Source organism: Micromonospora orduensis (assembly GCF_006228125.1).
GTDB lineage: Bacteria > Actinomycetota > Actinomycetes > Mycobacteriales > Micromonosporaceae > Micromonospora > Micromonospora orduensis.
This window is the reverse complement of record NZ_VDFY01000073.1, coordinates 14,303-28,215: the sequence shown is the minus strand read 5'-3', so window position 1 is coordinate 28,215 and position 13,913 is coordinate 14,303. Positions and strand designations below refer to the sequence as shown.

Here is a 13,913-nt window from a genome sequence, read left to right as displayed (position 1 = left end):
CGATCACGGGCCACCCGCACAACGTCATCGCGGAACTCACGGGGGTAGGGCTTGGGCACAGCAACATCCTTCCAGCCCGCCACCAGGGCAAGCCAACTCAGATGTCACCTATCGGTGCAGCAGACCCGCCACCTTGACGAAGGCCTTTGTGGTGAGTCCTCGCCGAGCTGCTTGCCGTGACGGTAGATCGCCAACTTGAAGCCATGGTCGGCGTATCCCGAGAGCACCGCCCTGTTGGAGTCGGACGAGTTTGCTTGCGGGCTTCCCCTGATCGATCGCTGAGGCGTCAGCCGGCGGCGGAGACCGGCATGCGGTGGGGTCATTCGCAGAACTTGTTGACTTGTCTGCCAAGTGCCGTCTACCTTGGGACGCAACTTGGCAGACAAGTTAACAAGTTGGAGGTTGAGCGATGGCTCTGCGAGGCGGCACGAGGTTCGCGGTGCGGTGTGAGGACGTGTTCCCGGCGGGGTGCGCGTTGGTGCCCGAGTCTCTGGGCGAGGTCGAGGACTACGACGAGAAGACCGGTCGGCGTAGCCCGGCGAAGGACAAGCTGACCGGCCAGCGGGTGTGGCAGGTCCGGGTGATGGACCTGGATCCGGAGCTGGGAAAGCGGTCGCGGGAGACGACGGTGAAGATCTCGGCGGACTACCAGCCGGTGCCGCCGACGGGTGGCCTGTTCGAGGCGGTGGAGTTCGACGGCATGACCGTCACGCCGTATGTGGGCAACAACGGTCGGATGGCGTATTCGCTGCGGGCGACCGGGATGCGTGCCCCGGCGGGCGTGGCGACGAAGGCGGCGCAGTAGCCGCATCTGGTGGGGGCGGGGCTGTCAGGTCTTGGCGGACGGCAGCCCCGCCCTCTGTCTCTTTCCCCTGCTCTGTCGAGAGAGGTAGTGACATGTCCAAGCGTATGCCTGCCGTCCTGCGGCGGCCCACAGTGGCGGGTGCGCGATGATGCGCCGGCCGCGGGGCGAGGTCGTGATGACCACCGCCGGAGATCTGATGGTGATCCGGCCGCGCCGGCTGGAGTTGCCGGTCTGGCTGATCGCGCTCGGCCTGGTGCTGCGGTGGCTGTGGCGGGGCCTGTGGTGGTGTCTTCGGCACCCGGTTGCCGTCGGCCTGGTCGTGGCCGGGGCGAGCCTCTACCGCGAGTTCGGCCGGTCCGGCGTGATCGTGCCCGTGGTCCTGGCCGCTGCCGTGTCGGCGCTGTGGCGGTGGCGGCAGGAGTCGTCCTGGTGGACCTGGTGCGCCGGCCCGATCCTCGGCCGGTTCCGTCAGCTCTTCGTCTACCGGCGGGCCTGGCGCGAAGCGATGACGCTGTGCGGGCTGGCCAAGGTGTACGACCATCGCACGGTCCTACCGGAGCTGCTGCGGGTCCGCTCGGATCAGGCGCTCGACGTGCTGACCATCCGCATGGTCCGCGGCCAGACACCGGAGGAATTCCAGAAGGCAACGGCAAACCTGGCGTACGCCTTCGGCCGGCGGCACGCCCGCGTCTACTCCGAGCGCCCCGATGACCCGCCGATCCGGTCCGGCTACTGGGCGCTGGTCATGACCGCGGTCGACCGGCTGCGATTCCGCGACCGGCCGTCGATGGTCTACCTGGTGGTGGTCCGCACGGATGCGCTACGCACCCTGGTCGACCCGTTCGACATCCCGTCGGTCCCGGACTTCACCGCGCTGCCGCTGGCTCGGCGCGAAGACCTGCGGCACTGGTGCCTGCACCTGCTCGCCACCCACGTCCTCATCGGCGGTGCCACCCGCTCCGGTAAGGGCTCGGTGCTGTGGTCGCTGGTCCGAGTTCTGGCCGGTGGGATCTCCTCCGGGCTGGTCCGGCTCTGGGTGATCGATCCCAAGGGCGGCATGGAGTTCGCGATGGGCCGGCCGCTGTTCGCCCGGTTCGCCTGCAAGTCGTTCGAGGCCATGGCCGACCTTCTCGACGAGGCCGTGACCGTGATGCGGGAGCGACAGACCCGGCTTGCCGGCGCGGTGCGGGTGCACACGCCGACCCTGGATGACCCCCTGGTCGTGGTCGTCATCGACGAGATGGCGGCACTGACCGCGTATCTCCAGGACGTCGACCTGCGCAAGCGCATCGCCGGGTCGCTCGGGTTGCTGCTGTCGCAGGGTGCGGGCGTTGGCGTCCTGGTGGTGGCTGCGTTGCAGGACCCCCGCAAGGAGGTACTGCCGTTCCGGGACCTGTTCCCGACCCGGATCGCCCTCGGCCTAACCGAGGCCGCTCAGGTCGACCTTGTGTTGGGTGATGGTGCCCGCAACCGGGGTGCCCTCGCCGACCAGATGCCCCGCTGGGCCAAGGGCGTCGGCTACGTGATCCTCGACGGCACCCCGGAGCCGGCCCGGGTCCGCTTCTCCTACATCTCCGACGACCACATCCGGGAGCTGGCCGCCGAGTACCCGGCTCCGGCCGACGCGGCGGACATCCTCGCCCAGGTTGGCCGGGAGACCGCCACCGAACCGACCCGGCCACCCCTGCCCCGGCAGCGTCGCGGACCACTGCTGCCCGACTCGCTGCTGAACATCCTCGACCGGGACACCGATGGCGGTGAGCCGCGGTGACCGCCCCGACCGACGGCCGAACCTTCTACCGGCTCCGCGCGCCCGGCACCGACGGTGCCACCAGCACGGCCGTGTCCGTCCGCGTCGACCCCGCCCGGCCCGATGCGTACCCGGTCTATCTCGCCGTCGGCGGCGGCCGGCGCCGCATGTACCTGACCCCCGACGAGGCGTGGGCGCTGTGGCGCTGCCTCTCCGAAGCGGTGGCATCCCTCGGCGAGCCACCCGACCACATCCGTACCCGCGTCGCCCCGGCCCGGAGGTAACCGATGTCCCTCAAGAGCTTCTTCCTCGGCACCCACCGCCTCAAGCCGCTGCATATCGAACTCAACGGCTCCCCGGACCGCCTCGCCGGCGCCCTGCACGGCCTGGCGCACATGGTCAACCGTCGCCGCGACCTCAACGGCCAACAGATCTGCATCATCCTGACCGTCCGCGACAACAGGGGCAGCCGATGATCCGGGAACGCGCCGAGTCCGGCGTCCGGGTGCTGATCCTGCTCGCCATCGGCACCATGGCCGGCGCTGCCGCCTTCACCCACGTCCACGACCTGACCGTCGCCCACGGCCAACCCGACTGGATCGGCTGGGCCAACGCCGTAGCGGTCGAGCTGATGGCCATCTACCTCGGCCTGGAGATCCGCGCCCGCCGGCGCACCGGTCGACCCGTCGGCCTGGTCGGCGTGCTCCTGATCGCATTCGCGCTGCTCTCACTCGCCGCCCAGGTCGCCGAAGCCGAACCATCCGTATGGGGCTGGGTCGTCGCGGCGGTGCCATCGCTGGCCTTCCTCGCTCTGGTGAAGGTCGTCCTATCCAGCACCCCCGCCGCCGCCCCGCCGGCTCCCGAGCCCGATCAGCCGCAGGACGATTGGTACGACGAGCCGCAGCCTGTCGAACCCGCGCCGCCGGCTCCGGTGATGCCGCCGGCATCAGCCGCGGTGCTGCCTCCGATCGGTGTCGTCCAGCACAACCGGCCCCAGGTCGTCGGGATCATCCGATGACGGCTCCGACCCTGCCCGGCCTCGAACCCGCCCCGACCCCGGTTGCTCCTCGGCCGGGGTCGCGGGCGGCCCGTATGGCACTGCCCCGCTCGATCGACGTGCTCAAGGACATCGCCATCGAGTACGGCGTCTGCGTCCGTCCGCTCGCCATGCGCCGCACCGACCTCGACACCGGCCAGACGGAAGTCATCGACCTGCCCTGCGGCGCGACCCGCGAGGACAAGTGCCCGCCGTGTGCCAAGAAGAACCGCCGGCTGCGGCAAGCCCAGATCCGCGAGGGCTGGCACCGCGACGACGAGCCTCTACCCGGCCCGGAACCCGCGACGGAAGCGCAGAAGTCACTGATCCTGTTCCGCGCACACCTGGAGTTCTCGCGCGACGAGGCCGTACGCGCCGCGCAGTGGAACCAGGTGACCGACCTCGACGAGGCAATCCGCGAGGTAGAGGAAGCCATCGCCGCTGAGGGCCTGCGCGGGCGCGTCGGGCCACCCCACGCCACCGCCGACGAGGATCAGGACGACGAGCCCGGCCAGCGGCGCAAGCGCTCGACCAAACGGCGCCAGGATGCCCCGGAACTGCCCCGGCGCAAGGTCGAGCGGCGCACCGTCGGCAAGACCTACACCGCCCCGGACGGCTCCACCTACCAACCGTCGATGTGGCTGACGCTCACCCTCGGCTCGTACGGCCCGGTCCGCCCCGACGGCACCCCGGTCAACCCGGCCAGGTACGACTACCGCCGCGCCGCCTGGGACGCCGTGCACTTCCCCCGACTGCTGGACCGCTTCTGGCAGAACCTCCGCCGGTGCGAAGGCTGGAACGTCCAGTACGCCGGCTGCGTCGAGCCGCAACGTCGACTCGCCCCACACGCCCACTTCGCCATCCGGGGCACCATTCCCCGGGACGTGCTCCGCACCGTCGCGGCGGCGACCTACCACCAGGTGTGGTGGCCCTCGGTCGACGTCCAGCGCTACACCCTTGACCGGCTCCCGGTCTGGGACGAGCAGGCGGCGGCATGGGTCGACCCGGACACCCGCGAGCCACTGACCACCTGGACGGAAGCCCTCGACGCCATCGACGACGACCCGGACGCGGAACCGGTGCACGTCGTACGCTTCGGCACCCAGGTCGACGCCCGCGGCGTCATGCCCGGCACCGAGGACGCCGAACGGACCATCCGGTACGTCACGAAATACATCACCAAGCACACCGGCGACTGCCACAAGGCAACCACCGACCGGCAACGCAAGCACCTCGATCGGCTCTGGCAACAACTCCAGCTGACCCCCTGCACCGACCGCTGCGCCAACTGGCTGCTCTACGGCGTCCAGCCCAAGAAGGCACACGCCAAGCTCAAGCCCGGCCGCTGCAAGGGCAAGGTCCACCAGCGCGACACCCTCGGCATCGGCGGACGGCGCATCCTCATCTCCCGCGACTGGTCCGGCAAGACCCTCGCCGACCACAAACACGACGCGCGGGCCTGGGTCCGGGCACTGCTCGGCGTCACCACCGACGGCACGCAGCTCGTCGACGACCAGGGCGACACCACCGAACGGGTCCGGCACGCCTGGGAGTTGGCCCGACCCGATGACCCGGACGTCGGCCCGATGACCCACCGGCTCATGCGGTCGATCAGCGAACGCGCCCGCTGGCGATCCGAGCTGCTCGCCGCCAAGGACCGGGCCGCGCAGAAGTCTCCAGATCTTTCGGCAACTCAGCACAGCGCACAGCACGACGGGGAGGAGACGCAGTGAACGAGGAGTTGTTGACCGTGCCGGAAGTGCTCGCCGAACTGCGCGTACCGCGCTCGACCTGGTTCTACTGGCGGCAGACCGGCAAGGGACCGCGGGTGATCAAGCTCCCGAACGGGCAGCTGCGGGTCCGCCGGTCAGCGCTCGGTCGGTGGCTCGGCGACCTGGAGCAGGACCTCGCATGAAGAGCTACGAGGTCCAGATCTGGGAGATCGCCAAGCGCGCCGACCGGAAGGCTCGGCCGTGGCGGGTCCGCTGGGCGGTGAGCGGCCAACGCTTCGAGGACATGTTCCGTACCAAAGCCCTGGCGCACTCGTTCCGCGCCGAGCTGGTCCAGGCGGCCAACGCGGGGGAGCCCTTCGACCCGGCCACCGGCCGCCCGGTCTCGGAGGCCAGAACCAAGAACCCCACCACCTGGTACGCGCACAGCCGCGCGTACGTCGAGATGAAGTGGCCCCGAGCAGCGGCCAAGACCCGGCGCTCGATCGTCGAAGCGCTGACCTCGATCACGGTGACCCTCAGCCGCCCGGCCAAGCGGGGCCGACCGACTGACGCTCTGCTCCGCGAGGCGCTGTACCTCTACGGCCTCAACCCACGCCGCTGGTCCGACGAGATCCCGCCCGACCACGCGGCGGCGCTCGCCTGGCTGGAAACCGCGTCACTCCCGGTCGTCGAGCTGGACTCGCCCGCGATGGTCCGCCGCGTCCTCGACAGCCTCTGCGTACGCCTCGACGGCAAGCCTGCGGCTGCCTCCACCGTCCAGCGGAAGCGGGCCACCTTCTACAACGTGCTCGGGTACGCCGTCGAGCTGGGGCTGATCGCCTCCAACCCGGTCGACCGGGTGCAGTGGACGGCTCCCGAGGTGGCGCAGTCGATCGACCGACGGGTGGTGGCGAACCCGGCCCAGGTCGCCACGCTGCTGGAGGCGGTGAAATCTCTCGGCAAACGCGCTGACAAGGTCACGGCGTTCTTCGGTTGCCTCTACTACGCAGGGATGCGCCCGTCGGAAGCGGCGGATCTACGGCGGGAGGACTGCGACCTTGCCGGCCGGTGCGCCGACTGCGGTGCAGACTTCGACGACCTGGCGGCGGTGAAGCCCTCCCGGTCCTGCGACCACGAGAAGATTGAATATCGCTGGAGCCGTTTGGTGCTCGCCGGCACCTCGCCGCGCGCCGGGTCGCACTGGACCGATGACGGCGGCTCCCACGAGCGGCGGGGACTCAAGCACCGGGGGAGGGCCGAGACTCGTACGGTCCCGATCCCGCCCCGGCTCGTCGAGCTGCTGTGTGTGCACGTCGAGAATCACGGGGTCGGCCCGGACGGTCGGTTCTTCCGCGGCCTGCACGGTGGGCCGCTCTCCGAGTCGGTCTACGACCGGTGGTGGAAGCTCGCCCGGGAGAAGGCGCTGACCGAATCGCAGATTGCCTCGCCGCTCGTCCGTCGGCCCTACGACCTGCGGCACGCGGCGGCCTCGCTCTGGCTGAATGCCGGCGTCCCGCCGACCGAGGTCGCCCGGCGCCTGGGCCACGGCGTCGCCGTCCTGCTCCGGGTCTACGCCAACTGCATCGACGGCGGAGACGACACCATGAACGACAAGATCGGCGAGGCTCTCGGCTGATGTTGCAGCCCAGTGCCACTATCGTTCCCGTGGCAATGAGTCGTGAGCGTCGGCGGAGGGTTGTGAGTGCCTTCGTCACGGCAGGCGCGACCTGGGCAGCGGCGTCTGCGGGCTTCGCGGAAGCCCCGTCGCGATTCCAACTGATCATGTTGGGCATCGCTGCTGCCCTCGCAGCCAGCGCGGCGGCCTTCAGCCCTGACGCGTCGTCGGGCCGACTCAAAAAAACCGCTCTCTTGCTATGTGGCGCTTCGGCTGCGACTACTCGGCTTGGCCCGGGTCCTGGCTCAAGCAGCGGCTTTAAAAAAAGCGTCGAAGCTTAGGTTTGGAACGTTAGACCGCCTCCGTGGGCGTGGGCAGATGGTGGGCAGTCGGGCGTGAGCGGGCGTTCGGCGGAGTCGGAACCGCAGCTGAGACGACCTAGGCGCATCAAGATCGCGGACGCCCTGTAAATCCGTCGCGAAAGCTACAGAGGTTCGAATCCTCTACCCGCCACCAGGTGCAGACACGGCCCCTGACCAGCAGGAATGCTGATCAGGGGCCGTTGTCGTTTGTGTGGTCGAGCCGCAGCCGCCAACGCGAGCGGAAATCCGGTTTGGGTCCGCCGGCCGCTGGCCCGCTGCGAGACTGAGCGCGTTGCCAGCCCGGTGGCGCCCAGCGCACCGGTCGACCCGGCTCGCGGCAGGAGGGGAACATGCCCGAAGACACCGAGATCCACCCCTTCCGGCTCGATGCTCCGCAGGACGCGATCACTGACCTGCGTCGCCGGATCGAGGCGATGCGTTGGCCCAACCGGGAGCTGGTGTCGGATCGCTCGCAGGGCGTGCAGTTGGCGACGGTTCAGGAGTTGGCCCGTTACTGGACGACCGAATACGACTGGCGCGCGTTCGAGGCGAGGTTGAACGCTCTGCCGCAGTACACGACAGTCATCGACGGCGTCGAGATCCACTTCATCCACGTGCGGTCACAGCACGAGAACGCCCTTCCGCTGATCATGACGCACGGCTGGCCGGGTTCGGTCGCCGAACTGCTCGGGGTCATCGCTCCGCTCACCGATCCGACCGCGCACGGCGGTGCTCCCGAGGACGCGTTCCACCTGGTGCTGCCGTCCCTGCCCGGTTACGGGTTCTCGGGCGAGCCGACCGAGCCGGGTTGGGATTCCAACCGCATCGCCCGCGCCTGGGCGGTGCTGATGGACCGCCTCGGCTACCCGCGCTACGTCGCCCAGGGCGGTGACGTGGGCGCCTCCGTCACGGACGCGACGGGCCGCCAGGCGCCCGAGGGGCTGCTCGGCATCCATCTCAACCTGCTCGCCGGGGCGATCGGCATCAAGGACAAGCTGCCCGCGCAGTCCGAGCAGGAACGGGCGGCCCGCGACGCGCTCAACCTGTTACGAAGGATGGCTTCGGCTACTTCCTGGAGCAGTCGACCCGACCGCAGACGATCGGCTACTCCCTGCTGGATTCGCCGATCGGGCTGGCGGCCTGGATGCTCGACCACGACACCGACAGCTACTACAAGATGTCCCGCGCGTTCGTCGACGGGGCGCCGGTCGGCGGCCTCACCCGGGAGTCCGCCGTCGACAACATCACGCTGTACTGGCTGACGGGCGCCGGTGCCTCGGCAGCCCCGGTGGTACTGGGAGTCCACGCGGGCACTGGCCGCGGTCGCCGCCTCCGGCCAGGCACCTCCGCCGGTTGCGGTGCCGGTCGCCTTCACGACCTTCCCCGGCGAGATCTGGGCGGCCCCGCGCAGTTGGGCCCAGGCGGTCTATCCGGGCCTCGCCTACTTCAACGAGGTGGACAGCGGCGGCCACTTCGCCGCCTGGGAGGTGCCGGAAATATTCTCCGGCGAGGTGCGGGCCGCGTTCCGGCCACTGCGCAGGTCCTGAGCCCGCGGGCGGTCGCGACACCGGAACGAACACCTCCGTGCGGCCGGCGCATCCATCGATGGGTATTGGCCTTGTCGGGTGGTTCTGATAGAACGGTGGTTGCCCGTCGTGCGGCCTCTCCGACAGTCGAATGGGCGACCGGAGGTGTTTCCGGCTCTTTGGCGAGGAAGGTCGGAGTGATCACCTGACGAACCGCTGCGGGGCGTGACGGATGGGCAGGCATCACCACACCAGGCAACACGGCCTGACGATCGGTCGGACTTGCCGTCGTGCAGGGGGAGCCGGCACGCGGAGGCTTTGTTGGCCTCTTCGCGTGTGGCACCATCATGGAACCTCCACCCCTCGCCGTGCCTCTTGTGACAGGAGCCCCACAGATGCCCACTCAGAAGTTGGGTCGGCTGCTTGGTTCGACCCTGATGCTGCTCTCCCTGTTCGTTGGTGTCGGAGCATTCACCGGGGTGCCGGACAGCGGCACCGTTCGGACTCTCGAGTTCGAGTGGAACTGACGTATTCCACGGTTCCTGTTAGCTGACCGTCATCGTCTCTGCGGTGTCGGCGGTGTCGGCGGTAGCCGTCCGTCGACACCGCAGGTGACTCTTCGTGACGGCGAGGGAGCAGGATGAGCAGCCGCACGATCGGTTCGCGACGTCGCACAGACCTGGCCTGGTTCATCACCGGGCCGCTCGCGTTCATCGCTGTGTTCGGTTGTCTGCTGATCGCCCTGGTGGACCCTGAGCCCTACGGCAACTGGGGTCCGGCCGGGCTGCTGCTCGTCGCGCTGATCGCCGCTCATCTCCCGGTGTTGAGCTTCGTCGTACGGCGACAGACGCTCTCGGCGACGGTCACCGAGATCCCGCTCGTCCTGGCGCTCTACTATCTGCCGCCGCTGACTGTCGTCCTGGTGGCCACGTTGGCGGCTCTGATCACGCAGGTGCGGCGCCGGTTGGGTGTCGCCAAGTTCGCGTTCAACGTCGCGCGATCCGCCGCCGCCACCTCACTGGGCGGTCTGGTGCTGTTGGCGCTTCCGCCGGTCAGGGGGGTCGGGCCGGGCACCTGGGGCATCCTCTTCGCGGCGGTCAGCACGATCACGCTCGTGACGCTGGCCGCAGTCGTCGCCGTGATCACCCTCCTCCAGGGTTCCCAGGCCGGTCTGGAGGTCGTCCGCACCTCGACCGTGCCGCTGCTGGCCGCCGGGGTCAACGTCACCGTCGGGTTGATCATTGTGATCGCGGTGAGCACCACCCGTTGGTCACTGCTCCTGCTGGCCGCTCTCGCCGTGACGGTGGCCGTGGTCTACCGCGCCTATGCCCAGTTCCTACGCCAGCACCGGACCCTCGCCGACATCTACGAACTGACCCGCGCGATGGGTCAGAGCGGGCAGGACGGCACGTTGCCGGACGCCCTGCTCGGCCGGGTGCGCGCGCTGATGCAGGCGGAGTACGCGACCCTGTGGCTGCCCGCCCAGGGGCGGCACCCCGAGGTGTTGCTCACCGCCCGGGTCGACGGCCGGGGGCTGCTCGACTTCTCCGAGATCCCGGCGGCACTGCGCGAGTCCGTTGTGGCCCAGCGGAAGCCGGTCGCCCTGGGAGTCCGCTTCGGTGAGGACCGGGAACGGTCCGCGCTGTTGCGGGCAGCGGGTGCCAAGGACGCGATAGTGGTTCCGCTCTGGTCGGGGCAGGCGGTGATCGGGACGCTGGAGGTGGTCAACCGGCTCAGCGACGTCGGCCATTTTGCCCAGGCCGACATTCCCGTCTTCGAGACGGTGGCCGCCCATGCCGGCGTCGCGCTCGAGAATTCCCGACTGGTCGACCGGCTGCGGCACGACGCGTACCACGACGCCCTGACCAAGCTGCCCAACCGCAGACGGATCACCGCCGCGCTGGAGGAGTCGGTCAAGATCCGTACGGACGGCGAGGTGGTGGCCCTGCTGCTCTTCGACGTCGACGGCCTGCGCCAGGTCAACGAGTCCCTCGGCCACGCGGCGGGGGACAAGGTCCTCGTCGAGGTCGCCAACCGTCTGCGGGCCAGTGCGCCGTCGTCGGCCCTGGTCGGCCGGGCCAGCGGCGACGAGTTCCTGGTGACACTGCGGTTGGAGAGCGCGGAAGCCGCGCTGGAGCTGGCCGGTCAGCTGCGCGACCAGATCCGGGACGAGATGGTCTTCGACGCGCTCACCCTCGACGTGAACACCGCCGTCGGGGTGGCCGTACACCCGGATCATGGCAGCGACGCGGCGACCCTGCTGCTGCGGGTGGACCTGGCGGCGACTGCCGCCAAGTCGGTGCCGGGCAGCGTGCAGTTGTTCAACCCGGGCCTGGAGTCGCGGTCGCTGCGCCGGCTGGGTCTCGCCGGCGACCTGCGCCAGGCATTGGACCAGGACGAGCTGGAGGTCTACTTCCAGCCCAAGGTGACGTTGCGGGACCGCCGGCTGGTCGGGGTGGAGTGCCTGGCCCGCTGGGAGCACCCCACGCACGGCACTGTCGCTCCGGAGGACTTCGTCGCGGTGGCCGAGCACACCGGCCAGCTGAGCCGGCTCACCGAGGTGGTGCTCCGCGAGGGGCTGCGACGCAGCCGCGACTGGGCCGACGCCAACCAGCCGCTGCCCATCGCGGTCAACCTCGCCGCCCGCACGCTCACCGACCAGCACTTCCCGGACCGGGTGCAGGAGTTGCTGACCGAGTACGGGGTGCCGGCGCAGCGCCTCACCCTGGAGATCACCGAGGCGGGGGTGCTGGACGGCACGGACCGGCCCATCCCGACCCTGCACCGGTTGCGCGATCTCGGCGTACGGCTGTCGGTGGACGACTTCGGTACCGGAGACTCGTCCCTGGCTCACCTGCGCCGGCTGCCGGTGCACGAGGTGAAGGTGGACCGCTCGTTCGTGCAGGGCATGGCGACCGACCCGGGGGACCTGGCGATCGTCAATGCGGTGGTGACGCTCTCCCAGCAGTTCGGTCTGGCCGTGGTCGCCGAGGGCGTGGAGAGCGAGCTGACCCTGGAGCTTCTTCAGGACATCGGCTGCGAGATCGGGCAGGGATTCCTGTTCAGTCGGCCGCTGCCGTACGAGCGGCTGGCTGCCTGGTTCGGCGCTCAGGTGGACCCGGAAACGGTCTCCGCCGGGGAGCTTCCGCGCCTGCGTGTCGTGCCCTGAGCTGGGCGTAGACGATCACCGGGGATCCGATTTCACCTGCTGACCCGGGCCGTGTATTCTAACTTCTGCGCGCCCCACGGGGAGTTCGCGCAGGCCCCCTTAGCTCAGTCGGCAGAGCGTCTCCATGGTAAGGAGAAGGTCTACGGTTCGATTCCGTAAGGGGGCTCGAGGGTTCAGCTGGACCCACCGCGGCGGTGTAGCTCAGATGGCAGAGCAAGCGGCTCATAATCGCTGTGTCGCCGGTTCAAGTCCGGCCACCGCTACTCTCGTCTTCCGGGCTCGTTCCCGGTGGTCGTGGAGATGGGCGCCACTGGCGCCCACTTTGCATGTCCGCGCAGTCAGCAACTAGGCTGGCGCGTCGTAGTTGTTTCCGTTAGCGAGGAAGGCACTCCGCCGTGGCGAAGGCTACCGATGTCCGGCCGAAGATCACTTTGGCGTGTGTGGAGTGCAAGGAGCGCAACTACATCACGCGCAAGAACCGGCGCAACGACCCCGACCGCATCGAGCTGAAGAAGTTCTGCCCGCGTGACGGTCGGCACACGGTCCACCGCGAGACCCGCTGATCGCTGGCCGGCCCCGCGCCGGCCGTCGTTCTGAAAGCTTTCCCGATCGCCGATCTGACCGGTACGGCGCGGCCAACGCCGCTGTCGACCGAGCAGATCGGCGATTGTGCTTTCCGTGTAGGTTCGCGACATGCCTCTGGACCCTTCCTTCGTCGGCCGGACGTATCCGCCGACCGCCCCCTACCAGGTGGGCCGAGAAAAGATCCGTGAGTTCGCCACCGCCATCGGTGCCAACGACCCGGCCCACCACGAGCCGGAGGCGGCCCAGGCGCTCGGTCACCCGGACGTGGTCGCCCCGCCGACCTTCCCGGTGGTGCTCACGATGGCCGCGAGCCGGCAGATCATCGAGGATCCGGCGCTGGGCGTCGACTACAGCCGCCTGGTGCACGGCGACCAGCGGTTCGCGTACACCCGGCCGGTGGTGGCCGGTGACGAGCTGGTCTGCGTCAACACGATCGAGGACGTCAGCACCCGGGGCGGGCACGGCTTCCTGACCACCCGCACCGATGTGCGCACCGTCGGCGGGGAACCGGTCGTGGCCGTCTGGGCCAAGTACGTCGTACGCGGGGAGGCCTGAGATGGAGCTGGCAGCCAAGACGTTCCGGGTGACCCGCGCGGATCTGGTCCAGTACGCCGGCGCCTCGGGTGACTTCAACCCGATCCACTGGAGCGACCGGGTCGCCACCAAGGTGGGCCTGCCCGGGGTGATCGCCCACGGCATGTTCACCATGGCCCTGGTCGGCCGGGCGGTCACCGAGTGGGCCGGGTCGCCCGACGCGGTGGTCGAGTACGGCGTCCGGTTCACCCGGCCCGTGGTGGTCCCCGACGACGACCAGGGCACCGAGGTCGAGGTCACCGCGGTGGTCCGTGAGGTGACCGAGGAGGGCCTCACCCGGCTCGATGTGACAGCCACCTGTCTGGGCGAGAAGGTGCTGTCGCAGGCTCGGGCGACCATCCGGACGGCACGCTGAACAACCCCCGCCACGCGTGGCGGGGGAGACCGGTTGGGAAAGTCGGGCGGCTACCCGTACACTGGTCCGCCGTGGGGCAAGTGACCCCTGCTCGGTCGTCTGTGGCCGCGTGGGGCGAGTGTTGCCGCACAGGGGTGTAGCTCAATTGGCAGAGCAGCGGTCTCCAAAACCGCAGGCTGCAGGTTCAAGTCCTGTCACCCCTGCGCCTCAGGCCTGACCGTTCCCGTGGGTCGCGCCGCCGACAAGGCGGCGTCCGGCCCGTGGTGGTGGCATCGGCGGGGTGGTTCCGAGGCATTCGGGCCCTCCGGTTGATCCACCGGCCGCGGCCCGTCGCGGGACGGTTGGGCCCGGCCGGCGTGACCAGCGCCGCGCACGCCACCCGGCGTGCGACCCCAGATTCCGCG

The 13,913-nt window shown here is 69.5% G+C and carries 15 protein-coding genes and 3 tRNA genes; all 18 read left to right on the top strand.

The window, feature by feature from the left end:
- Positions 1-409 precede the first annotated feature (409 nt).
- Positions 410-805, top strand: coding sequence for a transcriptional regulator (locus FHG89_RS02515; RefSeq protein ID WP_091402451.1), 396 nt, complete (start codon positions 410-412; stop codon positions 803-805).
- Between the two features lie 175 nt (positions 806-980).
- Entirely contained in the window at positions 981-2,576 is a 1,596-nt protein-coding gene (locus FHG89_RS02510) for an FtsK/SpoIIIE domain-containing protein (RefSeq protein ID WP_139582430.1), read from the top strand.
- On the top strand, positions 2,573-2,839 hold the full coding sequence (locus FHG89_RS02505) for a hypothetical protein (protein WP_121676974.1): 267 nt from the start codon (positions 2,573-2,575) through the stop codon (positions 2,837-2,839). The genes FHG89_RS02510 and FHG89_RS02505 overlap by 4 nt, the downstream gene beginning before the upstream one ends.
- Positions 2,840-2,842: 3 nt before the next feature.
- On the top strand, positions 2,843-3,031 hold the full coding sequence (locus tag FHG89_RS02500) for a hypothetical protein (protein WP_139582429.1): 189 nt from the start codon (positions 2,843-2,845) through the stop codon (positions 3,029-3,031).
- Complete coding sequence (locus FHG89_RS02495; RefSeq protein WP_139582427.1) at positions 3,028-3,573, top strand: DUF2637 domain-containing protein; 546 nt, start codon at positions 3,028-3,030, stop codon at positions 3,571-3,573. Before FHG89_RS02500 ends, FHG89_RS02495 begins: the two co-directional genes overlap by 4 nt.
- Positions 3,570-5,324: a replication initiator gene (locus FHG89_RS02490; protein ID WP_139582425.1), complete on the top strand. Its 1,755-nt coding sequence runs from the start codon at positions 3,570-3,572 to the stop codon at positions 5,322-5,324. The genes FHG89_RS02495 and FHG89_RS02490 overlap by 4 nt, the downstream gene beginning before the upstream one ends.
- On the top strand, positions 5,321-5,506 hold the full coding sequence (locus tag FHG89_RS02485; RefSeq protein ID WP_139582423.1) for a helix-turn-helix transcriptional regulator: 186 nt from the start codon (positions 5,321-5,323) through the stop codon (positions 5,504-5,506). The genes FHG89_RS02490 and FHG89_RS02485 overlap by 4 nt, the downstream gene beginning before the upstream one ends.
- Positions 5,503-6,939 carry a tyrosine-type recombinase/integrase gene (locus FHG89_RS02480; RefSeq protein ID WP_139582421.1) on the top strand — a complete coding sequence of 479 codons (1,437 nt, stop codon included), beginning with the start codon at positions 5,503-5,505 and terminating at the stop codon, positions 6,937-6,939. Before FHG89_RS02485 ends, FHG89_RS02480 begins: the two co-directional genes overlap by 4 nt.
- Positions 6,940-7,630: 691 nt before the next feature.
- Positions 7,631-8,542, top strand: a complete 912-nt coding sequence (locus tag FHG89_RS02475) for an epoxide hydrolase family protein (RefSeq protein ID WP_341874239.1) — start codon at positions 7,631-7,633, stop codon at positions 8,540-8,542.
- Between the two features lie 9 nt (positions 8,543-8,551).
- Entirely contained in the window at positions 8,552-8,827 is a 276-nt protein-coding gene (locus FHG89_RS34255) for a hypothetical protein (protein ID WP_341874238.1), read from the top strand.
- A 374-nt stretch (positions 8,828-9,201) separates the two neighbouring features.
- The gene (locus FHG89_RS34080) at positions 9,202-9,333 is read left to right on the top strand and encodes a hypothetical protein (protein ID WP_280116047.1); all 132 of its coding nucleotides are present in this window, start codon (positions 9,202-9,204) and stop codon (positions 9,331-9,333) included.
- A 113-nt stretch (positions 9,334-9,446) separates the two neighbouring features.
- Entirely contained in the window at positions 9,447-11,975 is a 2,529-nt protein-coding gene (locus FHG89_RS02470) for a putative bifunctional diguanylate cyclase/phosphodiesterase (protein ID WP_139582419.1), read from the top strand.
- 93 nt (positions 11,976-12,068) lie between these two features.
- Positions 12,069-12,141, top strand: a tRNA-Thr gene (locus tag FHG89_RS02465).
- Between the two features lie 24 nt (positions 12,142-12,165).
- A tRNA-Met gene (locus FHG89_RS02460) sits at positions 12,166-12,238 on the top strand.
- A gap of 132 nt (positions 12,239-12,370) precedes the next feature.
- Complete coding sequence (gene rpmG, locus FHG89_RS02455; protein ID WP_007073056.1) at positions 12,371-12,538, top strand: 50S ribosomal protein L33; 168 nt, start codon at positions 12,371-12,373, stop codon at positions 12,536-12,538.
- Positions 12,539-12,668: 130 nt separating this feature from the next.
- Positions 12,669-13,115 (top strand): MaoC family dehydratase N-terminal domain-containing protein, encoded by a 447-nt coding sequence (locus tag FHG89_RS02450; protein WP_139582417.1) that lies wholly within the window; start codon positions 12,669-12,671, stop codon positions 13,113-13,115.
- A gap of 1 nt (position 13,116) precedes the next feature.
- A complete protein-coding gene (locus FHG89_RS02445; RefSeq protein ID WP_139582415.1) occupies positions 13,117-13,509 on the top strand; it encodes a MaoC family dehydratase in 393 nt (130 codons plus the stop codon).
- 130 nt (positions 13,510-13,639) lie between these two features.
- Positions 13,640-13,712, top strand: a tRNA-Trp gene (locus FHG89_RS02440).
- The last annotated feature ends 201 nt before the right edge of the window (positions 13,713-13,913 follow it).